We start from the raw sequence: 25039 nt of genomic DNA, 5'->3' as shown, positions 1-25039 counted from the left end.
TTGACTGACAGTAATTTACTGTCCGTCAAAGTGGTGCAAGTCTAGAGTCCCGCGGCGACAGCCGCGAATTGGCCACCCTTGTTAAAACATTTATTGCAGTGTGGCAAGGAACTTAACCGCAGCTCTTGTAATCCCATATAAGGGCTGTCCTTTGCTATTGTAATCTTGTGCAAGCAACCCGATACCAACTAGCGTGTTCAAATCGTCATCGATGAACTGGGGTTCGGTGTAGTCAATTTGACCACCTTTTCCCCCTATTATTAGAAAAACCGGACCGCGATTCATAGCTTCAGACTTTAGAAACTTACTTCCCTCAGACTCAACAAACTGCCTAAGGATAGAAACAGCTTGCTCTGAAATTTCGCTATTAGGGTGAATCGCATTACTTACTTCGCTAAATCCATCTACTCGACTAGCAATAAGACTGAGCAATTCATCAATGGCCCCAAGCTTTTGAAACAACAGCTCTCTATCTTGGTTTAACAAGGCCTTTATCCCGATAGTTGCTTTAGTGTTAACTTCTAATAAATTTTTAATTTCAATATGATTTGTTTCAATCAGCCATTGCATGAAATCTTTAAACTCATCTCCCTCAATCACACGACTTTCAGCTTTATAAGTGCCTAGCAAGCTAACAACTGTTGCAAATGATGCAGTTAAGGTAATCGGTTCCATCGATACTCCTGAGTTTTAACGCCCGCAACAGCCGGGAGCGTAGCGAGTCGGATGCTTGCGTTTGTTAGGCATTTTTTACTACCGATCCATTCATAGTATTCCACCAATAATATATTAACGCATGAAACACACCATTCGCGTAACTGTCACTTTCATGAGGGTACGACGCCTTGACAAAACGGTCATTGAAGCAATTGTTTCCACCCAGAGGGACTGTCTTATACGCATAGTACGCCAACTCAAGATCTCCTCGCTCCAAGCATTCAAGACACTCCTTTATACTAATGACGCTTGGAGATTCCTTCATACCGTGATCAATGCAAAATTGACACAAAGTCTTAGTAGCCATCTTTTGTAGATGAATATTTGCACCTTGAAATTTCATGATTTGCCTAACGCCCAAAACAGCCGCGCGCGCGTTTCTGCGCGTCGGCTTGCTTTTGCTTGTTATATGCACATCTATTCTTCATGAGGCTCTGGCTCCGGAGTGCCATACACATTAACCACAAACCTTTTTTTCAAATGGTTAATTACTTCGATCACCAACCTTGAATTGAGATGGTCAGATTTGATTTCATGCTTCATAGATAGGAATGTGTCGATGACCACCTTTTCACTTTCACTGAAAATCCATATCCATGAATCACCCTGAAGCCCTGACTGTACATTGCTAAACTCTAAGCTGATAAAATTAACCAGCTCATCATGAATATTTTCATAACTTTCAGGATAATCTAGTTCTGCAAATATCATTTAAGATCTCATCTACGATCAGCATATAACGCCCGGCTCACCGAGCAAATTTTTGATGGCGGCTTTTTTGCCACGCAAAAAAGGTGACAGCGGAAATTTGTCCGGTGCAGCCGCTTGTTACAAGTTGGGTCATGCGAAGAACTCTATTACTGGCTTATCTTCAGCAACGATATGATCAGTAATATGGTAAACGTCCTTGATCCAAGGGTGCTGTAGCGCCTCTTCGCGGTTAACAATTTTCCCTAGGAACTCTACATGACTCCAAGGTGATTCTTCTTTATCTGTGACGGTTACTGCCCAATTGTCATTGTTGTCCCAGATTTTCACAGCGAAGGCGGTACGCATTTCTGGCTCACCACCTTCACCCCACTCACCCAAACCTATTAAGGAGTATGCAACTTTATCCTCATGGCCGTCAGTGAATAAAACATAGTAAACAGCGAAAGCATCGCCATCTTGGTATACGAAGCGAGTTAATCGAGTGGTCGTATTACCACAACATTCACATACTTCTAATTTTGGTTCTTCGAATTCAATTTCGATCATTGCTCAATACCTAAGACTTGTAACGCCTGGCTTTGGGGCGGCGGAGCGACAGCGTAGCCGTCCCGCCGCACGTATTTTGTGCGGCCACCAATAGCCACTTGTTATGCGGATTACTCAAAGCCACCTTTTAACCTCTTTATTCCGTTATAGGTATCTACCTCGACCTTTTTCCTAATTTCCATAGATTTCTTCAGGGGCATGCGTACAAACACGTAATAATCTATTTCACCATGCGCCATGGACTGATAATGCAATTCAGTGCCGGCCGGGAGTTCACCTACGGCCTGTCCACTTTCAAGAACGATTGATTCAGTTAGTACGTATGTTGTTCCGTACACGAAATTCCAAGATGCGACTAAGTAACCAGAAACAAAAAATAATATAAACAGAAAAAGTGTCCCGATTGTTTTCCACATAGATCCTTCTTGTTTACGCATAACGCCCGCAACAAACGCGAGCGTAGCGAGTCGAGGCCGATAGGCCAGTTTGTTTGCGTTTGTTATACGTTTTCATCATCATCGACAATCTCTAAAGGAGACTGCTTCCATTTAGGTTTAACTAATTGGCTGTTACCATTAAGCCTATAATTAATCAATATGAAAGCAACAATGGAGATAGCAATCACAATGGCATATCCATAACTAAGCCAATCTGTTTCCAACTCTTTTATAAGAGCATTTACAGTTATCACGATTGCAATTACCAACAAGAACCAGAAATTCCTTTTTAGCTCTGCTCTATGGTCAGCGTGCTTTAACCATACTTTGCAGTTGGGGCACCCAAGACTTCTTTTTGGATTTCTCCAATCTTCGCAGAGCGCTTCTTGAGCACTAAATTTGGAACCACAATTTGGGCAAATATGTTTCATTTCACTTCACGTTGGTGTTCCCCACAAAAAGTAGACACTCTACTTATGCAGCTATTGCTGCGTTCTCTTCGAAATCAACGGGACTTAGCCCATCGTTCGCTGAATGCCTTCTCTTGCGATTATAAAAGACTTCAATGTACCCAAATATACCCGAACGAGCTTCACCAATCGACTGATAGTTCTTGGCATAGATAAGCTCAACCTTTAGTCGTGCATAGAACGACTCCATTACTGCATTGTCCCAACAATTACCCTTTCTACTCATGCTGCGCGTGATCTTGTGCTTTTCCAAGAAGCCAACGTAGCTATTTGAGCGGTACTGTGTGCCTCGGTCCGAATGGACGATGAGACCTGGTGCCACACCTCTGGCATCAATCGCCATCTGCATTGCCCGCGTTATGAGCTGCTCAGTCATGCCGGTATCGAGGCTCCAGCCAATAATCCGACGGGAATACAGATCCATTACAGTTGCCAGATATAGCCACTGATTCTTCACCCAAACATACGTGATATCTGTGACCCATTTTTGATTCGGCCGGTCAGTCGAAAAGTCGCGCCAAAGGAGGTTGTCCGCAACATTGTGCATCGTTAATGCGTGGCCGCCATAGTTAAAGGCTTTGCCGTTTCTGGCCAAAATACCCTGTTCCTGCATGATTTTGGCTACAAAATTGACTGAGCACCTATGCCCTAGGTCGTTCAGCTCCTGAGCGATTCTTGGGGCTCCATAGGCAGCCTCAAACTCCTCAAAGGTGTCTTTCACCAGTTCGCCTAACTCTTCCTTACGAGCCTCACGTTTGGTTTTAGGAGCATCCCACCAGCGATAGAAGCCAGATCTATGTACGCCTAGTACATCGCACATCAGGGATATGCTGTATTGGCCAACATACTCCAAAATCAATGCGTACTTCACTCTTGGTTTTTCGCGAAGTACGCAGACACCTTTTTTAAGAATTCCATCTCCTCTTTCAGGCGCTTATTCTCTCGCCGTAGTTCACGCATCTCCTCACTTTCTTTCTTCGAGTAATCCACACCATCCAAGGTATTGAATTGCTTATCAGATAGGCGGGTGAGTTGACGCTTCCAGTTGGCGATCTGCTGGGCACTAATCCCAAGCTCCTTCGCAACGGAAGCTTGGGTAGCACCCGGCTGTTCAGAGCGCTTTATCGCTTCTTTACGGAATTCTTCGGTGTAATGCTGATGCTTTTTGCGTGCCATAAGGACACCTCCATATAGGCTTAATATAACTATACAGGGTGTCTACTATTCGTGGGTAACTTGGACGTATAACGCCGCCAGCAGCCGCGAACGGAGCAACGCGGAGTGAGTCGAGGCAGCGCGCTTTTTTTTGCGCTGCCGTTGTTGGCTGGCCTTGTTATGCATTTTTAAGACTTCTTACCGAGTACGTGAGCCCTGCGAATACAATCATATAAAGAGCCAAGAGAGAAAGGCCGGAAGCTAAAGTTAAGCGGGACTCCGATATGGACCAAACACCATCATATCCTTTCTTAATGCTAACAACTTTAGCCGGATCTCCGGTGCTTATGTATTGTTTTTGATCAAAGCTTTGTCTGTAATCGCACTTCTCTCCATCGCATTTCACACTTCCAGAGGAAAACCCTATTTGCAGTATGTTCCCAACAGGCAAACGGTCTCTCGCTCTGAGCAAATGCTCCTGACTTGGCATAAAGTAGCCGCTAGCAATGGCGCAGATAGGCAAGATCGTCAACCCAAGACATGGCAATAGAATAAATACGACAATAAGTACTTTCTTATTCAGCATATCCAGCCTTATGCATAACGCCCGCAACAGCCGGGAGCGTAGCGAGTCGGATGCTTGCGTTTGTTAACTGTCATTCTGTACACGGTGAGTTTCAACTAGAAAGACCGCCAGCGTTGACGCTGCTCCAACAGCTAGCTTCGCATGACGCGAACTCAATCCTTTGGTACTACCTTCTTTACCATGACCTGTACCGTATTTGTTTCTCAATTCTGCAATGCCGCTTGCTACCGAAGCCAAATTACTCAAAAGCTTTCTAATCGAATCAGCCGCTTTAGCTTCGTCAGGAATGTCACTTGGCGTTAGCTTTAGCTCCTTTACTGTTGCCTTTACAAGCTTAGGCACATCATCAGAGCTTCCTACTGCAACTCCTCTTTCTGCGAGAATAGTTTTACAACAGCTTTCTATTAATTCTTTTGCTGTTCCAATAGCTAAACTAGGATCGTTATTAACCGCCGCTTCCATACGAGTAATCTGTTGAGCAACATAAACTAAGTCTGTGCCGCTAAGAACTTCTTTTGCAGACGACATTCCAGGCAGTGAGACGGTACCTACATTTCTTCCTATGTAAATTGGCTTTCCGGAAATACGAGTTTTTTCTGCCAGTTCAAATCCATCATTTCGTAAAAACTTATTATATAGCTGAACCAAACGTTGCGATTCTGTTGCATCTGACCGAACAATAGGATGAACGGTCTCCGCCAGAAAACGAAGCAATATTTCGTCATCTCCATTCATAAGTTGGAATCGAGAATCATTAAAAACCCAATACTCATCCCAGTCATAGTTTCTAACTCTATGCTGCCAAATATCACCGGCCGCATCTGGAAACCTCTGATCCGTTGATTCGATCTCTTGAAGATTATACAAGCGAGCCAAAAACTCAGGCTCTTCAAGTGATCCTGCCCAGTCTATTCTCTCGATGATAATCGCATCAAAGAGATCTCTTCTTGTTATCTGAGTAATCTTCATCATTCAGTCGAGACAGTTAACACCTGTATTTGGGGCGGCGGAGCGACAGCGGAGCCGTCCCGCCGCGCTTTTAGCGGCGTACAAAATACACTTGTTATACGCTGCCTTCAGTTTCTATTACCAGTATTCTGGCCTCGCCTATTGGGTGAGCCACATGTTCTGTGCCTATGGACGCAAAAAATATGTCTCCTGACTCCATGATTTTGGATAGCTCTTCGGACTCACTTTTGTAGCGCATCTCTACTGAACCATGAAGGACTACAAACACTTCCTCCCCATCATTGACGTGCCATTTGTATGGTTCATCAGTCCAATGGATTTTGGTTGAAATCCCGTTCATTGATGCAATTAATTCAGAACCCCAAGGCCGATCCGACTTAAATTCCTTTCCCTTAATAAACTTCATGACGCTCCAGAGCTCATTCTTCCTTTATCGTATAACGCCGCCAGCAACCGCGAGCGAAGCAACGCGCAGCGAGTCGAGGCAGCGCGTCTTTTGCGCTGCCGTTGTTGGCTGGCCTTGTTAGGTGCATTTATTTCTTAGCTCCCTCATTTTCGAGACGGCGACATCAAAATCAGCGATGGCTTTATTTATGATCCTATCCCGCATTGCAATGAAGTCAGGATCGTTTAAGACTTTGGGAGATTTCTTTAACCACGCTTCGATCTTATTCTTCCTTATTTCGTAAATCTCGTTCGATAATGCCTTTACTTTTAAAAAGGAATCCCACTCTCCCTCCCGCTTCTCATCGCCATTGCACTTTGCACACGAAAGAGCATGGTTATAGATGCTATTGGTTCCGCCTTCAGAAGCAGGAATAAGATGATCAAGATGGCCGGTTCTCGATGCTCTTTCAATCAGAATACCGCAATAGGCACATTGGAAATTGAAATACATCCAAAGAGCATCTTCTTCTTTCTTAGAAGGGTGGGGATCGCAAATTGCGCCCAAACTTCTTTTGATCTTATTCTTTGCCATCGAAGGCGTATCTTTAGCCATTCGAACACCTAACGCCGGTGGCAAGGGCGAGCGAAAGCGAGTCCCGCGGCGATAGCCGCGAATTGGCCACCCTTGTTATGTGCTTTTTGCATATTTGGCCCAAATTTCCAGCAAGTTAGCATCTGTTTTTTTCCCACCATCTAGTATGGCAAAACTAAGCTCGCCTTTATTGGTTGAATTAAGGTAGTAGATGTCTGTGCCGACCGTAATATAGATCGTGCCACCCTTCATTTCTATCAAAGCACCCACCCAGCTTTCTGGAACATCGATTCTTGACTGCCTCCAGCCTTTCTCTCCTGAATTCAAAGCTTGATTAAGCTCAAGCATAAGCCCATACCCAAGAATTTTATGAGCTTGCTTCAACTGATATGAAATAGCCTCCGGCTTCCACAGCACTTCAGCTTTAACAGAAAGCGAAAAAACTACTAGCAGTACCAACAATATCCTTTTCATTGCAATGCGTAATCCATTTGCACATAACGCCGGTGGCAAGGGCGAGCGAAAGCGAGTCCCGCGGCGATAGCCGCGAATTGGCCACCCTTGTTAGATTTTTTTGCTGTTATACCCAACATTCTTTCCGAATCTAAACATCAAAACCAAATAAACACCAAAAAAGACCAGAAGAAATGGGTAACCGGCCCATTCCTGTGCCCAGCTGGCGAAATGATAGATCCACTCACTACATGGTATCTCATCTGCTACAGGGACATTACACACTTTTTCGAAAACAGCCTCTAACAACAGCAATATTAAAGTTGCCACGTTAGAAACTAGGAATATTACCCCTGAAGAAAAAATCACCCTGGCTATTACTGACTTTCTGGTTTGACTCTTAGGTTTAATCACCATCTCGAGAATCAATGGGACAATCAAAATCCCAAGAACCATGGAAATAGCCCACATTATCGCGTATGTAAGTTCCATATAAATTGGTGTTCCCCACAAAAAGTAGACACTCTACTTATGCAGCTATTGCTGCGTTCTCTTCGAAATCAACGGGACTTAGCCCATCGTTCGCTGAATGCCTTCTCTTGCGATTATAAAAGACTTCAATGTACCCAAATATACCCGAACGAGCTTCACCAATCGACTGATAGTTCTTGGCATAGATAAGCTCAACCTTTAGTCGTGCATAGAACGACTCCATTACTGCATTGTCCCAACAATTACCCTTTCTACTCATGCTGCGCGTGATCTTGTGCTTTTCCAAGAAGCCAACGTAGCTATTTGAGCGGTACTGTGTGCCTCGGTCCGAATGGACGATGAGACCTGGTGCCACACCTCTGGCATCAATCGCCATCTGCATTGCCCGCGTTATGAGCTGCTCAGTCATGCCGGTATCGAGGCTCCAGCCAATAATCCGACGGGAATACAGATCCATTACAGTTGCCAGATATAGCCACTGATTCTTCACCCAAACATACGTGATATCTGTGACCCATTTTTGATTCGGCCGGTCAGTCGAAAAGTCGCGCCAAAGGAGGTTGTCCGCAACATTGTGCATCGTTAATGCGTGGCCGCCATAGTTAAAGGCTTTGCCGTTTCTGGCCAAAATACCCTGTTCCTGCATGATTTTGGCTACAAAATTGACTGAGCACCTATGCCCTAGGTCGTTCAGCTCCTGAGCGATTCTTGGGGCTCCATAGGCAGCCTCAAACTCCTCAAAGGTGTCTTTCACCAGTTCGCCTAACTCTTCCTTACGAGCCTCACGTTTGGTTTTAGGAGCATCCCACCAGCGATAGAAGCCAGATCTATGTACGCCTAGTACATCGCACATCAGGGATATGCTGTATTGGCCAACATACTCCAAAATCAATGCGTACTTCACTCTTGGTTTTTCGCGAAGTACGCAGACACCTTTTTTAAGAATTCCATCTCCTCTTTCAGGCGCTTATTCTCTCGCCGTAGTTCACGCATCTCCTCACTTTCTTTCTTCGAGTAATCCACACCATCCAAGGTATTGAATTGCTTATCAGATAGGCGGGTGAGTTGACGCTTCCAGTTGGCGATCTGCTGGGCACTAATCCCAAGCTCCTTCGCAACGGAAGCTTGGGTAGCACCCGGCTGTTCAGAGCGCTTTATCGCTTCTTTACGGAATTCTTCGGTGTAATGCTGATGCTTTTTGCGTGCCATAAGGACACCTCCATATAGGCTTAATATAACTATACAGGGTGTCTACTATTCGTGGGTAACTTGGAAATCTAACGCCGGCAGCAAAGGCGAGCGACAGCGAGTCCGGGCCGCGCTTTTCGCGGCCTACTTTGCCTGCCTTTGTTATAAATTAGTCTTCCAACCCATAGTTGGAAACAACATTTTTATAAAAGTTAATCCAATCAGGGGGAGAATTAACCTCTACGGATTCTTTAAGACATGAATTAGCTTGAACTCGCATGATCTCACGCTCCTGTTCAGTGAACTCTGCGAATGCAGATGCCAACTCTTCTTGTATTTTTACTATCATATCTTCGTCTAACTCTTCAGCCTCAAGGATTTCTAACCAACCCATGACACCCAGAAGCGCATTTGCGATATTACTCATCTATTTGTCCTAAAATTTATAACGCCGGCGGCAAGGGCGAGCGAAAGCGAGTCCAGCGGCGTCAGTCGCGAATTGGCCGCCTTTGTTATGTAATGACATTTACTATATTCCTAAAAATTGCTAATGACACCGCCATATGTAGAGCTATAAATATCCAAAACACGATTGGCTCTTTCGCTAAGTGTATGTCATTAACACTTGGTAAAAATATGTGGCCTTTTTCTATACATCTAAAACAATAGAAAGGCAGCCATATACCCAACAGCGCAAATATCCATTCAATTCCAGCTCTTGAATGCTCCTCAGGATCTTTGATGCTGACGATGGCTATAACTACAGGCAAAAGAAGAATGCAAATTAAGCCTACATATTTATTCAGCGTACTAAACATTTCGATCAATTTTTACATAACGCCTAAAGCAACCGCGTGCGCATTTTGCGCGTCGGTTTGCCTTTATTTGTTATGTTTTTAATCTTCTTTTTAACCATAGAGCCTCAATGGCCACAAACATCACAAATACAAACAATAAGAAGCCTATTACGTAAGGACTCCATTTGCTTCTCTTTGCAGATTCTGCACGTAGAACACTGGCGTCTATTCCATATTTTTCCGATATTTCTGAGTCCGAGATCGGCCCACTAGCATTTGAACTTTGGACAACTTCAATCAATGGCGCTAGTGGCTGCATAGCCCAGTTTAAATAGGCTTTTCCGGCAGACTCTACTGCAACCCACATTATCAATGGGGCCACTAAAACAGCTAAAGCAAAGAGGTACTTTTTCATCTCACGAAACATAACAGTGTGATTAACAGACCCGTCCACATATAGACAATATGCTACATCTGGACAATCGCATGCCACATTTAGACAATTTCTATTAATTTTGTCTATATCTGCATTGTCTATATGTAGCATGTCTATATGTAGCATCGTTGTCTATATATGCAGCCCAAAAGACCCTAGCTCTAATAGGGTTATTTTGATCCGGACGGCAAAGGAGCTAGCAATGCAGGCAAGGCTACCAGCGTTTTGGACCCTACTAACGGTTTCTGGGTAATGCACAAAGTGACTTTCTTGATAATGGCTGCCAGGGAACCGCCGATATTTCTTTAACGTTAAATATAAAAAGTCGCCAGCTGGCGACTTTTTGGGTTTTATTCAGCGCTTTTCATTAAAACTCAGCGATGCGACTGGTGCTTGCCCGTCAGAATCTCCAGGATTTCGCGGGTATTTTCGATGACACGGATAACCTCATCTTCTACTTCAATGGTGACTTCACCATTGTCGCCCCGATGTATGACACGCCCCCGCCGATATACCCCATCATCAAGGCGGTGACCTACGATGAGCTTTTTTTGCCAACCTGGTGGCAACGCTTCACCTTTTTCAAGTTTTTTCTCCAATCCAGGCGGCAACTTTTTATCTTCAGAATTGGAATTTTTAGCTAGTGTACCACTGGAAAACAAAAAAATAGAAACAAGAAATGCAATAGTAATATGCTTAATCATTGTATTAACCTGAGCTTCTTTACGTGCAGATCTAGATTGCGCGTGGCCGAACGAATTTTACCAACATCCGCATTAATAGTGTTCAATAGAAGTACGCCACTTTCAATAAAAAAGAAATTTGCCACAGTAAGTTCAGTACAGAAGTATTCTGAAAATAGGGTTCTTCCTTGCTGCATATTAGTTTGGAATGACAGTTTCTTGCATCACTTGTTCATGCAGAGCGGCAAGCCTGGCGAGCATGGCATTACGCGCGCTGAACGTTACACCGGCATCCTGCATTGCTTGGTCCAGCGCCGTCACCATCGCATCAAAATGCCGGTTGTTCATAGCCATCCCGGCATGCACTTCTACCATGTCGTCTCCGGTATAAATACAGGGGCCTCCAGCGACTTCGCACAATTGCTCTGACAACTTTTCATGAAATCGATCAAGGTCGGTTTTTTCAAACAAAGGCCGGATAATCGGATCCTCCGCGATAACGTAAAGCAAGTTGTCCACAATGGTTATTATACCTTGTTCGCCACCAAGCCGCTCATAGAGATTGTCCGTATTTTGGCTGGCACAACCCGCCAAAATCCATACCAGAAAACAAAATAGCAATCGCATGGTTTAACTCTTTTTTTCAATTATTGATTTGTACCGATAAATACCATCCACGCTGTTCTGGCCACAGGGCCACATCACCCAAATCCGCATAGGCCGCCACCACCGACATACGCTTATTCGGGAACCAGGCAACAAACGCGTCGGCCCAACGCGATTCGGGCGCCGAGGCGAGGCCATTGGGGAGTTTTCTGTATTCCATTCCCACCAGCCAATGACTGGCAAATTGCCAGCCCACGCTCAGTTCGGGCACCCAACGGGGCGACAATTTGCCATTGGCGCCAAAGCCGAGCAGGCCAGCCTGATTAGCGGCGGTATAGCGGGCGGTGGCATTCACCAGCAGGTTGCCACCGGCAAGCGCGTCCAGATAAAGCTTGGTGGCACTCACGTAATAGTCATTGTCGCGGCTGGTATGCGCGCCCAGTACTTGTGTGGCGAGCTCTGCATCGCGATTTACCTTGTGTTGCAGACCTACGGCGATTAGCGGCATTTGACCATAAATCAGATCACCGGCAAGGCGGGCTTTAACGCCGAAGATATCTTGCTGTACGGTGAGTTTGGTCCAGGCGCCAGCGGTGGCGGCCGCCAGTTCTGCGTTGGCATCCGCACCCAAGCGCAGCTGCTGCGATGCCACACTGAATTCCCAGCGATTATCAACGCCCAGCAAAAAGCCGGCGCTGGTAATGGAGAGGTCATTCACCTGAACCTTGGTGAGTGCCGCACTAGCACCCCATTCGTCTTCGTGGCCGTAGCTGCCAATCACGGCCCAGGGAACAATACCGCCACCCGCCGAGCCTTCCAACTGCATTGCACCGGGCGTAGCCAATATCTTGCTTTGGGCCGCTGCAAGCATTGGCGCACATAAAAACAGAATCAGGCTAGTTACCCACCGTTTCTTGAGGAAAATGTGATTCATTATATTCTTTCAGCCATTGAATTAGTCTGTTCAGGGGCATAGGTTTCGCAAGGTAGTAGCCCTGCATCACATCACAGCCCCATTGCTGTAGAAGTTGGGCAGAGACTTGGTTTTCTACGCCTTCTGCAATCACTTTCAAAGACAGCGCTTTAGCCATCGCAATGGTGGCCTTTACAATACTTTGGTCATCCGCATCATCCACCAGACTGAGCACAAAGGATTTGTCTATTTTGAGTTTGCTCACCGGAAGCCGCTTCAATTGCGACAATGATGAATAGCCTGTACCAAAGTCGTCCATTGCAAGCCCGATACCTGCAGACTCCATCTGATGCAGGTGATGCACCGCAGTATCAGCATCCTGCACTAAAGCGGTTTCCGTAATTTCAAATTCCAGCTGGGTTGCGCTACCAGCTATCGATAATTGCGCAGCCAACAGCTTTTGAATCATAGTTGCATCCAGCAGATCATTAGCGGATAGATTGATCGAAACCATCGCCAACCGATAATCCAATGCCAACGCTTTTATGTCATTCAGTGCCTGATTCAACACCCATTGGGTCAGTGAACTGATCGTGCCAGTCTCCTCAGCAAGCGGAATAAACTCATCCGGAAATACCGGTCCCAATTCCGGGTCATTCCAACGCAAGAGCGCTTCGACACCCACAATTTTTCTGGTCGATAAGCAACTTTGGGGCTGATAGTGCAATTCAAGCCCACCGGTTTCCGTCACCCGTTGCAGACGTTGCGTAATATTGAGTTTTCTCAGGTACTGTTCGTCCAAACCCGATTGATAAGTAAACGCGGGGATATTCCGCAATCGTGCTTGTTTGAGTGCCACATTGGCCCGACGTAACAATTGCTCGCTATCAGCGGCGGCTTCGGGACAAGCCATTAATCCCTGTTTGATATCCCACTGTATTTGCACCTGGCCTGCCGGCCATGGCGCTGCCATGGCGTCAGCCAGGGCTGAATTCAGTGATTCTATCGGTTGTTTAGCGACCACTGCCAATTGATCCCGAGCCACCCTCGCAACCAGACTATCAGCATCCAGCCGCTGCACCAGCTGTTCAGCCAGAACCGGCAGGTGCTTACGCACAAAGCTATAGCCATAAAGGTCACTGATGCGGCTATAGTTCTCCAATGAGACCAGGCTAAATGAAAACACTTTGTCGTCCTTAAACAGCTCTGCCAGTGCCTCGCGCAATCCATAGCTATTGAGCAAACCCGATTCTTCATCGTGTGTCGCTTGATGAAGAATGTGCGCCTCACGGTGTTTGACAGCAGATTGAAGTGCATTGAGCGCTTTCGCCAGTCGGCCCAATTCTTCACTACGGAATTGTTCAACGGGTTTGTCATAGTCACCGCTGGCGATACGGTCTGCGGCACTTACCAGAAAGCCTATGGGCTGGGCGATGGATTTCGCCAGCATGACAGCCGCAGCAATAGTAATCACCAAAGCGAACACAGCAATTAGCTGCATTTGTTGTTGGAGCTGGGCAAAAGGCGCGGACAATTCAGCCGGTGAAGCCAACAAATAGGCATTGAGGTCCGCAGGATCAGATGTATCCAGTTTGACCTGGCGCACCAACCAATCAGCAGACGCCTGTAGTTCGGCAATGGAGGTTTTGCGATGTATCTGCGCCGTGGTAGACAATGACAAACGTCCGCCTATTTCAAGCGCAACCTCGGCTTTTGTGATTGCTTTCAGTGCATCCAGCGCCGCCTGATCAATGGCAAACCCCAATCCCACCCAGGCGATCAGGTTGGGCGCCATGACAGGCACCAATGCCAATTGAAATGCATTGCCTTCCGCCACCAGTATCTGGCTTGTTGCGTTGCTGCCACTGGCCATCACGTCGCGCAATCGTCTATCAGATGCATCCAGATTATGGCTAGCCAGCACAATCTTTCCATCGGGCTCGGCCAACATCACCAGTGTTGCCCCTACACGATCACCGTGATTGGCCAGCACGCTGATCAATGTTTCCTGCTCACCGGTTGCAATGGCTTTCCTAAACCCGAAATCCTCTGCGAGCAAGCGGGCGCGACCAGTGAGCTGGCGCTGGTTATTTAACAATTGCTCGATAAAGACTTTCTCGGCAATTGCTAATTCCCGTTCGGCAAAGTTATCCGCCGCTGCACGCGTGGTATTGATTACCACCCAGGTAATAGAGACCAACGCCGCCACCAGCAAACCGGAAAACGCCAACACCAGTTGGCTGCGAAGGCTAGTCACCAGCAGGCTCCGTGGCTTGGGTTTTAAACCGCCTGAGCCTGTCACGCAGATCGCTCTTTGGTGCAGGATCAGGCCTCACCGGCCTTATATCAGTACGTATTTCCGGCGCCAGTGCGTAATGTTGTGGTGCAGCCGTGCCCATTGCCGGGTGCCATACGATAACCTCGCTTGCGCCAGCCGCGAGGTCGTTGAATACCACTTTGCCTTGCGCATCGCTGACACCAAAGACGTTTTCGCGGGTGACGAAGAGATACCCTTTCATCTCGTCATGAATATTGCAGCCCAACTCTACGATTCCGGGCTCATCAAATTTGACCGGCGGGGCATCTTTAGCCCTGTAAAGTTTTAATTCGAATTGATTGGGCGCCGAAAAGGAATAGACGTGGTGCCGGGTACGATCGCTGTTCGGGAATACCACTTCAGCCCCTACGGGAATTACCAGCACATGGGGGACGAACGTCAGATCAACCTGATCCACAATAAACGGCCCCGCCGGCGCCGGACCGGATTGGCCCGGGACCACCAGCACCGCATCCGGTAACGGTAAACCTGCAGCATCGAGAATCACAACGGGCGTGGCCGCCAGCAGTTGTCCCCAAGGGAGTAGTACTGCGAGCACAAGGCTGAGACAAGGGGCAATCCACGAGCGGATCTGGCTTTTCATGGTGGGCATGGCTGTTATCTGAGTACTACCACTTGGTAAATACCACTATAGACGCTTCAGGGCCCGTTGATGGCGCCTGAACAGCACAATCAGAAAACCAGAGCAAAAAAAAACCCCGTTTTAGCGGGGTTCTTTTATTTGACGACTTACTCGTCTTCGCAAGCTGCCTGGTAGCCAGCCGCGTCGAGGGCGTCATCCAGTTCCGACAAATCGTTGGGCTTCACTTTGAAGAACCAACCGTCGTCGTAGGGTGAACTGTTAACGGTTTCTGGCGCGTCTTCGAGTGCTTCGTTGACGGCAATCACTTCACCGGAAATGGGCGAGTAGATGTCAGAGGCGGCCTTTACCGATTCCACCACACCGGCTTCTTCACCGGCATTCACAGTGGAGCCGACTTCCGGCGTTTCTACATAGACCACGTCGCCCAGCGCTTCCTGTGCGTGATCTGAAATGCCGATGGTAACGGTGCCATCTTCTTCAATACGCGCCCACTCGTGGCTGGACAGGTATTTGAGTTCTTTGCGAATTTCGCTCATTGGGGGTTCCTCTCGCGGGCGTCGCGGTCAATCTTATAAAAAGGGGATTCTAAATTAATTTTTTGCCGTTGCGAACAAAACTGGGCTTTACCACCTTCACAGGCACCTGTTTGTTACGCATTTCCACCAGACAGGAATCGCCGATGGAGGCCGGTACGCGGGCCAGAGCAATAGAATAGCCGAGGGTGGGCGAGAAGGTGCCACTGGTGACTTCACCGGTCTGGTCAGTGCCTTCCACAATCACCTTCTGGTGACCGCGCAGCACGCCTTTTTCTTCCAGCACCAGCCCCACCAGCTTGCGCGCAACGCCCGCCGCTTTCTGGGCTTCCAGCGCTTTGCGGCCGATGAAATCGCGCCCGGCCGGTTCCCAGGCAATGGTCCAGGCCATGTTGGCTTCCAGCGGCGAGATGGTCTCATCCATGTCGGAGCCGTACAGGTTCATGCCGGCTTCCAGGCGCAGTGTATCGCGCGCGCCCAGGCCACAGGGCTGCACGCCGGCGTCGGCCAGTGCCTGCCAGAAGGCGACCACTTCCGTCTCGGGTACCATGATTTCCAGGCCATCCTCGCCGGTGTAGCCGGTGCGGGCAATGAACCAGTCGCCGGCTTCCGCGCCCTGGAACACCTTGAGTGCGGCAATGGTATCGGCGTGAGCGGGCAGCACTTGCTGGGCCTTGGCAATGGCATTGGGGCCTTGCACTGCCACCATAGCCAGCGCCGGGCGCTCGGTCAGGGTCACGTCGAAATCGGCCGCTACCTTGCCCATCCATGACAGGTCTTTTTCGCGGGTGGCGCAGTTCACTACTGTGCGATACCAGTCGCCCAGGTAGTACACAATAAGGTCGTCGATCACGCCGCCCTGCTCGTTCAGCATGCCGGTGTACATGGCTTTGCCGATGGCCGATTCAATCTTGGCCACGTCGTTGGCCAGCAGCTTCTGCAGGTAGGCTTTGGCCTCGGGGCCGGTCACATCCACAATGGTCATGTGGGAAACGTCAAACATGCCGGCATCGGTGCGCACCTTATGGTGCTCTTCCACCTGCGAGCCGTAGTTCACTGGCATGTCCCAGCCGCCGAAATCCACCACCCGGCCGCCCATGGCCTTGTGGCTTTCATATAAAGGGGTCTTGTTTCCCATAGTGATCACCTGTTTCCTATAGTGGAAAGTCGCGCATTCTAACGGTATTGGGCCAAGGGGGGAACCGCTGAAAACCAAGTAAAGCAAAAATTTGCCCGGCCAGCGTAAAAGCCTCCGGTGGTTGGTTTACACTGGCCCCCATCGCCACGCTCAGGAGGAACTATGGCACGCGCCCTGAAAATCCTATTTATTCTGATTCTGTTGTTGGTGCTGGCTGCAATCGCGCTGGTCCTGACATTCGACCCCAACAAATATAAGCCCCAGATCATCGAGCTCGCCGCCAGGAACAATGTGGTCCTGAAAATGGATGGCGACCTGGGCTGGCAGCTCTGGCCCCGCATTGCCATCAAAGCAGAGCAGGTGGCGGTAAGCGCACCCGAAGCGCCAGACACCCCCATTGCCGCCATCGACCGCTTTGCGGTTGCGGTCCAGTTGATACCCCTGTTCAGCCAGGAAGTAAAAATCGACGGCATCACCCTGACTGGCGCCAAAATAGATCTGAAGGTGAACAAGCACGGCGTGGGCAATTGGCAGTCTCTCGGCAAAGTGGCCGCGGCGGAACACGCACCCGTACTGGTACCCGCCATAGCACGGGCGCACCAGCTGGGCAACGTGCGAGCGGTCAATGCCCGACAGCCTTTCAATGCGGCGCAACAGTTGCAATTGGCCCGGCTCACACTGCAGGACAGCCAGTTGAGCTTTGCCAAAGCCGACGGCATCCACCTGAGCCTGACCGATCTGGGCGCAGAAATCACCGACCTGAAGCTGGATGGCTCGGCCATTCCCGTCAGCCTTAACACCGCCTTTACGCTGGTGCGGCCCGAAGCTTCAACGCTCAAAGGCGAGACCCGCGCCAACCTCACGTTGCGCCTGCCGGAAGCGCTGGATCAGGTGATTATTGAAGGCCTTAAAGCCCCTGTGACCCTGACCCACGCCGGCACCAGTGCCCGAGCCGACCTGAGTGCCGATGCTATTTTGTTGCTGGGCGGCGAGGGCGTGCGCTACTCGGGTGATCTGACACTAGCGCCCACCAACCTGCAAAAACTGATGATTGCACTCGGCAGCCCGCTGCCGCCAATGGCAGACGCACGCGCGCTGCACGAAGTGTCGTTAGCCTCGCCGTTTAAAGGCGACAGCACACAACTGATGCTGGAGCCCCTGACCATTCTGGTGGACAGCAGCACCATCAAAGGCAAAGCGGGCATTACCGATTTTGAAACCACCGCGTTGTTGGTGGACATCCAGGGCGATGCCATCAATCTGGATCACTACCTGCCGCCACCTGAAGCAGATACAGCTGGCGCCGCCGGTGCCGGCGGCAAAAAAGCCATCCGCCAGAGTAAGCCGGCCGCTAGCGATGCCTTGCCACTGGAGGCATTGCGCGCACTCAACCTGGATCTGCTGGCCGGCTTTGACAAAATGACCGTTAAAGGCCTGCCGTTCCAGCAAGTCAAAACCAAAGTCATCGCCAAAGCCGGTTTGATCCAGCTGAAGAGTTTTGATGCCCGCCTGCACGAAGGCCCGCTCAATGCCAATGGGGTATTCGATGCGCGCAAAGATGAAGCGACACTCAGCTTTAATGCCACGGGCAATAAAATGCCGCTGGAAAAACTGCTGCAGGATTTCGAAGTTGCACCCCTGGTGTCGGGTAGTGGCGCCGTTACGGTAAAGGGTCAATCCCGCGGCGCTACATCCACCGCGCTGGCAGAAGCCCTCACGGCCGATATCGGCCTGCAAAGCCAACAGATGTTGCTGCACAGCATGAATCTGGAAAAGAGTTTGTGCGAACTGGCTATGCTGGCGCAGCGCAAGGAAATGCCCGCCATTGAGTGGGCGGACTTCACCAAACTGCAAACGCTCACCAGCCAGATCCAACTGGCCAATCAGAAGCTCACGGTTAAATCCATGAACGGTGGCGTGGAATCCATGGCCATGGGCGGTTTGGGCGTGGTGGATCTCGCCAAAGGCGGACTCGATTTCAAATTTGACCTCACTATCGATGAAGCGGCCAATGCGTTATTGAATTGCCCTATCGCCAATAAAAAGCTGCTCAATAAAAAACTCCCCATCCGCTGCAAAGACAGTTTCGCCAAACTCAATGCGCGCTCTTGCGCACCGGATATGGCGGCAATTGAAGACATGTACCGCGATGAGGTGAAGTCCAAGGTCAATAAAGAGTTAGACAAGCAACTGGATAAACACCTGGAAAAAAATCCGGAAGCCAAAGAGTTGTTGAAAAACCTGTTCGGTGGCAAAAAGAAAGAATGACCCAAGTGCTGAACGCTGCGGCCGTACTGCGCTGGTATGACCAGTACGGCCGCAAGGATTTACCCTGGCAGAAAAATATCACCGCCTATCGCGTGTGGGTTTCGGAAATCATGTTGCAGCAAACTCAGGTGAGCACGGTAATTCCTTACTTCACCCGGTTTATGCAACGCTTCCCCACTGTAAAACAATTGGCCGACGCACCCATTGATGACGTGCTGCATCTGTGGACCGGCCTTGGCTACTACGCCCGCGCGCGCAATTTGCACAAAGCGGCAAAGCAGGTGGCATCCGACTACAAGGGGCGGTTTCCGAAAACCGTAGAACAGCTGTCGGCGCTGCCGGGCATCGGCCGCTCAACCGCCGGCGCCATCGCTGCAATCGCCTACGGCCAGCACGCGGCCATTCTGGATGGCAATGTTAAACGGGTGCTGGCGCGTTATCACGGCGTAGAAGGCTGGCCCGGGCAAACTCAGGTGGCCAATACGCTTTGGCAACACGCCGAGGCCGCCACACCAACTGAGCGCACCGGCCATTACACCCAGGCCATGATGGATCTCGGCGCCACCCTGTGCACGCGCACCAAACCGGCGTGCGAACGCTGCCCGGTACAAATGGGTTGCGTGGCATCCGGTGCCGGCCGCATCGCCGACTTTCCGGGTAAAAAGCCGAAAAAAGTATTACCTGAAAAAAGCGTGCAGCTGCTCATGATCCGCAACCCCGCCGGTGAACTGCTGCTGGAACAACGGCCGGCCTCCGGTATCTGGGGCGGACTCTGGAGCCTGCCGGAACTGGCCACAGGGGAATCTGCGCTACACTGGACTGAAAGGCAGCTGGGACCGGTTGAACAGCACCACACAATCGCCGGCTGGCGCCATACCTTCAGCCATTACCATTTGGACATTGAACCGGTGGTGTTGCAATTAGCATCCACCCCGTCGGTAATTAATGAAAAAGCCCAACGCTGGGTCGCACCCGCCAAACCCGGCACGCTGGGCCTGGCGGCGCCGGTAAAAAAACTCATCGACTTAATGGCCAACGGAGATCCACTATTCTGAAAGCAACCGCCATTCTGATGCTCCTGTGTTTCTGGGCTGGCAGCTTGCAGGGCGCCACGCCCGAATGGCATTTTGTTGCGATGGAAGTGCCGGTTTACATGGAGGCGGAAGGCAAAGGCCCCTTGTATGAGGTCCACCTGGAAGTTGTCAGTTTTTTGGAGCGCCGTTTCAATGCGACAATTAAAACCCATGTGGTGCCGCCGGTGCGCGCAGATCAGATGTACCGTGCCGGTCAGGTCCGCGCGTTTGTGCCCGACTTTTGTGATGTGAGCCCCCCGGTTACATCTGTCAAAAGCATTCCGTTTGCGCAGATCAAGCGCTACATTTTTACCCCGCCCGACCGCCCGGCCATCACCGCGCTGTCCGGGCTTAACGGCCTGAAGCTCGGCCTTGTGCGGGGCTATCACTACGCGTTACCCCAGTCGCTTACTGCTCAGAAAGTCATGGCCGTCAATCAGCGCAATGCGCTGCGTATGCTGAATGGACAAAGAGTTGATGCGATTATTGCCAGCCCAGCGGAAATTGCAGAAATAGCACAGTCAGACGGGCTGGCCATGCCCACCTTTGCGGTGGATCACCCACTGATCGACAAAGCCCTTTGTTACAGTTTTGCCGATGACAGGATGGGCCGGCTGCTGGCCGTGGCAGCAAGTGAAAAGTTGCTTGAACTGCGAGCCAACGGCTTTTTGAAACGCAAGCTCGGCAGCGCCCACATTGAATGGCCAGCAGTGGTAGAATCCCCGTCCCACTCAGCCGAAGTCAATTCACCATGAGCCGAACCGTTTTTTGCCGCAAATACCAACAGGAACTCGAAGGCCTGGCCGTGCCGCCGTTTCCCGGTGCCAAAGGTCAGGACCTGTTTGAGCATGTGAGCAAGAAAGCCTGGTCGGAATGGCTGGCGCACCAGACCATGCTGATCAACGAAAAGCACCTGAACCTGATGGATCTCACCGCACGCGCCTATTTGCAGGAGCAGATGGATAAATTCCTGTCGGGCCAGGACTTCGACCAAGCCGAAGGCTATGTGCCGCCGAGCGACTCGTCACCCGGCGCATAAGCAGGTAAGAATTCAGCCGGCCTGGCGGAACTGCTCGGCGAATTTTGCCCTCAGCTTGAGGTATTCCGGCGTCAGTCCCACATCCTCATACATAGGATCGCCCAGTTCATCGTGGGCGACCACTTTGGGACCCTGCACATAAGGCATGGAAGACTCGATCTCCTCCAACGCAGCGTGAATCAATTGGTTGATAAGCGTGGTTTTATCCACCGCCGGGTACAAGGCGGCCAATGCCTCCAACCGCGCCGCATCCTTAGCCGGCAGATTCAACACATACTCCACCTCGCCTTTCCAGCGCTCGGTGGTATTTTCCCACTCGGTTAACAGTTCTTTTGCCTTCACAAAACACCTCCACTGTACAGCTTTTGAGCAACCTGTAATTGTGACGATCCAATCCCACAGACCAGCAAGACTTTCTGCCAAAAAGCCCCAACCGGGCCTTGACTCCACCTGCCCATGCGGGTTTAATACGCGCCTCTCGCGCTAGCGGGAATGCCCAGGTAGCTCAGTCGGTAGAGCAGCGGATTGAAAATCCGCGTGTCGGTGGTTCGATTCCGCCCCTGGGCACCATACACAAAAGCCTCGCTCGAAAGAGCGGGGCTTTTTTGTATGGTGCCCAGGGGCGTAGAGAGACCCACCGCCTGGTTCGACTAAATGCGACCAGCATTTAGCCACAAGCGCGATAGCGCGCAGCCCGCAGGGGCGTAACAGCCCTTAGGCTGTTACGATGCTTCCGCCCCGACGACTCCTTTCACATCAGCCCGCAGGGTCAGAACAGCCCATAGGCTATTCCGATAGTTGGCTCACCGCGTCCTGCGGCTCGCCCTCCGGCCAGCAAAGCTGCCCAAATTTGCTCCCGGCAAATTTGTCCGCCAATACCACCACCCTCAAAGCCCCGCCCAAAAGAACAGGGCTTTCTATAAGATGCCCAAGGCTGTAAAGAGAAGCACCGCCTGACTCGACCAATAGCAACCAGCATCTACCGTTTTTGACTCCAGACAAAAACGGCATTGCCTTGATCTCCCCTCGTCAACACTCCCACAAAACACAACAGATGACAGCCCACAAAATCAAGTGGTACTATCGTGCGACAAAGTGATCTGGGGGCGCACTGGCCATGAACAGACGAGGTCTGAACGCTGCATTGCTGCTGGCAATGGGCTTGGTCGTGCTGCCGGTGTGGGGCGAACCCATCACGCTCGCGGAGCAACCGCCGCAAACGGTGACCGAAGCGCCTGAATACCCCTGGCTGGCGTTGGCGGAAACCCCGCAACCCGAGATTCCGGCGGCCCCACTGTTCTTGCCAGCCAACACCTATCCTGCGCCCTTCATCACCCATAGCGACAATGTCTACGTACCAGAGCCCGGGGCACTCAGCCTGTTTGTGCTGGGCCTGGTGCTGGTTTTGCTGGCACGTATCTGGCGCGCCCGGCAACGCGCGGGCAGGAAAAACAAGCAAGACGTGTGAGCACGGTGGTCAGCGCGGGCGGCCAGCCCATGCCCGCCGCTCGCGCCGTTCCGATGATGTAAGGCCATCCAGCAAACCACGCTGTTGCTCCCAAAAGCCCTCACCAAAAGTCTGCGCCACCTGTATGGCGTCAAATGCCACAGGCTGAAATTCACTGCAGCACGGTTGAGGGCATCCGGTAAACCACACCTTGGGTCCGGCAGGTCCCAACCAGGCCACCATGGCGTTGGTGGTTTCACTCGGACGGTGCGGCCCGCCGGCATGCATGCACAAATCCCGATTGCCGGTCGGGCGATCAGCCCTTGCGTGGGTGCGTAAAATAGCCATCACCTCGGCTGCTTCCACGGCCGCCTGCTTTTGTAACCGGCCGGCGAGCCTGAGCGCACATTGCCGGCGCGGTTCTGCACCGGCCAACCAGGTCATCAGGCGCTTATTGCGATAGCGGAACGGCTGTTGCGGCGGCTGATCCGGTGAATGCAGGCTGAAAGGCGGTTGCAAGGAAAAGCTGTTGCTGATGGCCGCCAGGGAATAAGGCCGGGCAACCCAGGCCTTACCCGCGGTTTCCACTTGCCAGATCTCGCGCGCGTCGGCGAGCAGAAAACTGTTGTCGTAGCGGAAGCGCTTGTTGCGATAGCCGGCCGCGCCGCCCTGGCCATAACGCGCAAGCAATCCGGTAATCACCGTCACGCCGTCGCGCGCCGTGGCTGCCCGCTCCAACGCCAAACGCACCAGGTCCATGCCCAGCAGTGCCGGTTCCGCCTGGCCCGCGCCCGCGGTAAACACCGCTTCATTACCCACGGCCAGGCCCTGATCGTTTACCCCCATTTCCGCGCCCCAGAGCCAATCGGGCCGGCCCATCAGGTAACCGAAGCGGTCGGGCTGCTGGTCGATGGTGATGTAGGTGACCGGCAAGCTGGCTGAGGGGTCACCAGTAACCGGCGCCACATATTCAACCCGTTGCGGCTCATCCGGTTCGCGGTCGGAATTTTTGCCAAACCAAACGCCGCCGCCGTGCGCAAAGGCAAAGGTATCGCACATTACTTGATGGCCTGCTCCAGGTGCCGGCTGAGCCGCGCATGCACTTCACTGGCCACCCGCTCACCCGCCTGCAGAGCACCTTCCATATAGCCAAACCATTCCGTGGCCATTTCAGTGCCGGCAAAATGGATGGGGCCTTCCGGGCTGCGCAGTCGCTTGCCGGCGCTGGTCCAGGTGCCCGGGCCCATCAGCGCCGCATAGCATCCGCGGATAAAAGGCTCACTGGCCCAGTTTTTCAGCACAAACTCTGTGGGATGCAGGGCTTTTTCACCAAAGAAACGGGCAAAGGTTTCCAGCACCTGTTGTTGGATCCAGTCGTCGGGCTTATCGCTCCACGCGCGCGCCGTATCGCCTTCCACAAAGCCCATCAACAGGCCGGCAGACTTACCTTTTTCGCCATTGTCGAACACCACCCGCACCGGCCCCTGGGTGCTGGCCACCTGGCCGGACAGTCGCTGGTCGCGCCAGAACGCCTGCTCGTAACGGGCGACGCATTTGATGCAGCTGGCGCCGGGCATGCGCTGGAACAGCTGATCGCGCCAGGCGGGCAGGGGCGGGTCGAATTGAAGCCGGTTGATCTGGTTGGGCGGCATGGCCAGAATCACGCAACGCGCCGACACGCACACCGGCGCGCCGGCCTGGCGGTAACACAAGCTGACACCGTCGGCCTTGTAGCTGATGGACTCCACCACGGCGTTGAGCTGGCAGGCGTCGCCCAGTTCATCGGCCATTGCCTTGCACATGGCCCAGGTCCCACCGTGTATGCGGTCTTGCTGGGCACCGCCGGCCACGGCCAGCAGATGCTCCAGACTCTCGCCGCTGGCCGCGTAAAACAGGGCATGCAACAGGCTGATTTCGTGAGGCTCGGCGGCAAACACAGCGCCAATGCCGATGCGGAACACCTCGCGCGCCTGCGCCGACCAGCCGGTGCGGTTGATCCAGCTGTGCAGGGTCATGGCATCCCATTCCGCCGCCCTGGGGTGAGCCCAGGGCTTGGCCGGGTCCACCTGGTGGGCCATGCGTTCAAACCGGCGGATCATGCGCCCCAGATCGAGCAGCACATGGGGTTTGAGCTTGGGAATAGTGCCGTGGTATCGGTGCAGCCGGGTGCCGTCGTAAAACAGGTTGTCGCCCCGGTTGTAAAGCGGAAAGATCTCGCACCTGAGGTCGGATGCCAACCGGTACATGCGATCCTGACCCGGGCCGAGCCATTGCCCGCCGATGTCCACCGTATCGCCGTTGGCAAAGGTGTGATTGCGCACCCGGCCACCCACCTGCGCGGCCGCCTCCAGGCACAATACCGAGTATTTTCGCGCCAGCAGGCGACTGGCCTGGAGACCAGAAAAGCCAGCCCCCACAACAACAACATCGTAGTGGCACAGGGGAGAAAGCTCTGTCATGGGTTGGTTTCCAAAGTCAGTGG

Annotated in this window: 30 protein-coding genes and 1 tRNA gene; 6 read left to right on the top strand and 25 right to left on the bottom strand. The window is 51.5% G+C overall.

The annotated features are described in order from the left end of the window. Positions 1-90 precede the first annotated feature (90 nt). From M5M_RS13180 to gcvT, 22 genes are all read right to left on the bottom strand, one after another. Positions 91-675 carry a hypothetical protein gene (locus M5M_RS13180; RefSeq protein ID WP_016389494.1) on the bottom strand — a complete coding sequence of 195 codons (585 nt, stop codon included), beginning with the start codon at positions 673-675 and terminating at the stop codon, positions 91-93. Between the two features lie 459 nt (positions 676-1134). Then, positions 1135-1428 (bottom strand): hypothetical protein, encoded by a 294-nt coding sequence (locus M5M_RS13170; protein ID WP_016389491.1) that lies wholly within the window; start codon positions 1426-1428, stop codon positions 1135-1137. Between the two features lie 129 nt (positions 1429-1557). Then, positions 1558-1974 carry a hypothetical protein gene (locus M5M_RS13165; RefSeq protein ID WP_016389489.1) on the bottom strand — a complete coding sequence of 139 codons (417 nt, stop codon included), beginning with the start codon at positions 1972-1974 and terminating at the stop codon, positions 1558-1560. 110 nt (positions 1975-2084) lie between these two features. Beyond that, positions 2085-2411 carry a hypothetical protein gene (locus M5M_RS13160; protein WP_211216987.1) on the bottom strand — a complete coding sequence of 109 codons (327 nt, stop codon included), beginning with the start codon at positions 2409-2411 and terminating at the stop codon, positions 2085-2087. Positions 2412-2473: 62 nt separating this feature from the next. Continuing rightward, a complete protein-coding gene (locus tag M5M_RS20205) occupies positions 2474-2842 on the bottom strand; it encodes a hypothetical protein (RefSeq protein WP_144062451.1) in 369 nt (122 codons plus the stop codon). 43 nt (positions 2843-2885) lie between these two features. Next, positions 2886-3752, bottom strand: a complete 867-nt coding sequence (locus M5M_RS13150; RefSeq protein WP_015048083.1) for an IS3 family transposase — start codon at positions 3750-3752, stop codon at positions 2886-2888. Further along, positions 3749-4057, bottom strand: a complete 309-nt coding sequence (locus M5M_RS13145; RefSeq protein ID WP_015047685.1) for a transposase — start codon at positions 4055-4057, stop codon at positions 3749-3751. Before M5M_RS13145 ends, M5M_RS13150 begins: the two co-directional genes overlap by 4 nt. Positions 4058-4685: 628 nt before the next feature. Continuing rightward, positions 4686-5594 (bottom strand): abortive infection family protein, encoded by a 909-nt coding sequence (locus tag M5M_RS13135; protein ID WP_016389484.1) that lies wholly within the window; start codon positions 5592-5594, stop codon positions 4686-4688. A gap of 91 nt (positions 5595-5685) precedes the next feature. Continuing rightward, positions 5686-5997: a cupin domain-containing protein gene (locus tag M5M_RS13130; protein WP_016389482.1), complete on the bottom strand. Its 312-nt coding sequence runs from the start codon at positions 5995-5997 to the stop codon at positions 5686-5688. A 117-nt stretch (positions 5998-6114) separates the two neighbouring features. Continuing rightward, on the bottom strand, positions 6115-6591 hold the full coding sequence (locus M5M_RS13125) for an HNH endonuclease (RefSeq protein ID WP_016389480.1): 477 nt from the start codon (positions 6589-6591) through the stop codon (positions 6115-6117). Positions 6592-6666: 75 nt separating this feature from the next. Then, a complete protein-coding gene (locus M5M_RS13120) occupies positions 6667-7044 on the bottom strand; it encodes a hypothetical protein (protein WP_016389479.1) in 378 nt (125 codons plus the stop codon). A 508-nt stretch (positions 7045-7552) separates the two neighbouring features. After that, positions 7553-8419, bottom strand: coding sequence for an IS3 family transposase (locus M5M_RS13110; RefSeq protein ID WP_015048083.1), 867 nt, complete (start codon positions 8417-8419; stop codon positions 7553-7555). Continuing rightward, entirely contained in the window at positions 8416-8724 is a 309-nt protein-coding gene (locus tag M5M_RS13105) for a transposase (protein ID WP_015047685.1), read from the bottom strand. Before M5M_RS13105 ends, M5M_RS13110 begins: the two co-directional genes overlap by 4 nt. A 148-nt stretch (positions 8725-8872) precedes the next feature. Then, a complete protein-coding gene (locus M5M_RS13100) occupies positions 8873-9130 on the bottom strand; it encodes a hypothetical protein (RefSeq protein ID WP_015047991.1) in 258 nt (85 codons plus the stop codon). 461 nt (positions 9131-9591) lie between these two features. Next, positions 9592-9915 carry a hypothetical protein gene (locus M5M_RS13095; RefSeq protein WP_144062449.1) on the bottom strand — a complete coding sequence of 108 codons (324 nt, stop codon included), beginning with the start codon at positions 9913-9915 and terminating at the stop codon, positions 9592-9594. A gap of 395 nt (positions 9916-10310) precedes the next feature. Further along, complete coding sequence (locus M5M_RS13090; protein WP_016389474.1) at positions 10311-10640, bottom strand: hypothetical protein; 330 nt, start codon at positions 10638-10640, stop codon at positions 10311-10313. A gap of 177 nt (positions 10641-10817) precedes the next feature. Then, positions 10818-11246, bottom strand: a complete 429-nt coding sequence (locus tag M5M_RS13080) for a group I truncated hemoglobin (RefSeq protein ID WP_015047989.1) — start codon at positions 11244-11246, stop codon at positions 10818-10820. Between the two features lie 16 nt (positions 11247-11262). Next, positions 11263-12096: a DUF3034 family protein gene (locus M5M_RS13075; protein ID WP_051143427.1), complete on the bottom strand. Its 834-nt coding sequence runs from the start codon at positions 12094-12096 to the stop codon at positions 11263-11265. A gap of 25 nt (positions 12097-12121) precedes the next feature. Further along, positions 12122-14395: a putative bifunctional diguanylate cyclase/phosphodiesterase gene (locus tag M5M_RS13070; protein WP_015047987.1), complete on the bottom strand. Its 2274-nt coding sequence runs from the start codon at positions 14393-14395 to the stop codon at positions 12122-12124. Next, positions 14388-15059, bottom strand: coding sequence for a methylamine utilization protein (locus tag M5M_RS13065; RefSeq protein ID WP_211216986.1), 672 nt, complete (start codon positions 15057-15059; stop codon positions 14388-14390). Before M5M_RS13065 ends, M5M_RS13070 begins: the two co-directional genes overlap by 8 nt. Positions 15060-15205: 146 nt before the next feature. Beyond that, positions 15206-15595, bottom strand: coding sequence for a glycine cleavage system protein GcvH (gcvH, locus tag M5M_RS13060; protein ID WP_015047985.1), 390 nt, complete (start codon positions 15593-15595; stop codon positions 15206-15208). Positions 15596-15644: 49 nt separating this feature from the next. After that, on the bottom strand, positions 15645-16730 hold the full coding sequence (gcvT, locus tag M5M_RS13055) for a glycine cleavage system aminomethyltransferase GcvT (RefSeq protein WP_015047984.1): 1086 nt from the start codon (positions 16728-16730) through the stop codon (positions 15645-15647). A gap of 162 nt (positions 16731-16892) precedes the next feature. On the opposite strand from gcvT, the gene M5M_RS13050 reads away from it, so the two are divergent. Genes M5M_RS13050 through M5M_RS13035 form a run of 4 tightly spaced genes read left to right on the top strand, consistent with a single transcriptional unit; the run spans position 16893 to position 21110 of the window. Then, positions 16893-18998 (top strand): AsmA family protein, encoded by a 2106-nt coding sequence (locus M5M_RS13050; RefSeq protein WP_015047983.1) that lies wholly within the window; start codon positions 16893-16895, stop codon positions 18996-18998. Beyond that, entirely contained in the window at positions 18995-20053 is a 1059-nt protein-coding gene (gene mutY / locus M5M_RS13045; RefSeq protein ID WP_015047982.1) for an A/G-specific adenine glycosylase, read from the top strand. Before M5M_RS13050 ends, mutY begins: the two co-directional genes overlap by 4 nt. Before the next feature lie 17 nt (positions 20054-20070). Continuing rightward, complete coding sequence (locus M5M_RS13040; protein WP_015047981.1) at positions 20071-20826, top strand: type 2 periplasmic-binding domain-containing protein; 756 nt, start codon at positions 20071-20073, stop codon at positions 20824-20826. Beyond that, entirely contained in the window at positions 20823-21110 is a 288-nt protein-coding gene (locus M5M_RS13035) for an oxidative damage protection protein (RefSeq protein ID WP_015047980.1), read from the top strand. Before M5M_RS13040 ends, M5M_RS13035 begins: the two co-directional genes overlap by 4 nt. A 12-nt stretch (positions 21111-21122) precedes the next feature. Here the strand turns inward: M5M_RS13035 and M5M_RS13030 are convergent, their stop codons facing one another. Then, positions 21123-21452, bottom strand: a complete 330-nt coding sequence (locus tag M5M_RS13030) for a hypothetical protein (RefSeq protein WP_015047979.1) — start codon at positions 21450-21452, stop codon at positions 21123-21125. Between the two features lie 152 nt (positions 21453-21604). On the opposite strand from M5M_RS13030, the gene M5M_RS13025 reads away from it, so the two are divergent. Together M5M_RS13025 and M5M_RS13015 are read left to right on the top strand one after the other, a co-directional pair. Next, positions 21605-21680, top strand: a tRNA-Phe gene (locus tag M5M_RS13025). Positions 21681-22227: 547 nt separating this feature from the next. After that, a complete protein-coding gene (locus M5M_RS13015) occupies positions 22228-22578 on the top strand; it encodes a PEP-CTERM sorting domain-containing protein (protein WP_015047977.1) in 351 nt (116 codons plus the stop codon). A 9-nt stretch (positions 22579-22587) separates the two neighbouring features. On the opposite strand, the gene M5M_RS13010 is transcribed toward M5M_RS13015, so the two are convergent. Together M5M_RS13010 and M5M_RS13005 are read right to left on the bottom strand one after the other, a co-directional pair. Continuing rightward, positions 22588-23616: a C69 family dipeptidase gene (locus tag M5M_RS13010; protein WP_015047976.1), complete on the bottom strand. Its 1029-nt coding sequence runs from the start codon at positions 23614-23616 to the stop codon at positions 22588-22590. Then, entirely contained in the window at positions 23616-25016 is a 1401-nt protein-coding gene (locus M5M_RS13005) for a flavin monoamine oxidase family protein (protein WP_015047975.1), read from the bottom strand. The genes M5M_RS13010 and M5M_RS13005 overlap by 1 nt, the downstream gene beginning before the upstream one ends. Positions 25017-25039: the final 23 nt, after the last annotated feature.

The sequence above is a fragment of the Simiduia agarivorans SA1 = DSM 21679 genome (genome assembly GCF_000305785.2).
In the GTDB taxonomy this organism is placed as follows: domain Bacteria; phylum Pseudomonadota; class Gammaproteobacteria; order Pseudomonadales; family Cellvibrionaceae; genus Simiduia; species Simiduia agarivorans.
This window is presented reverse-complemented; position numbering and strand designations above follow the sequence as displayed.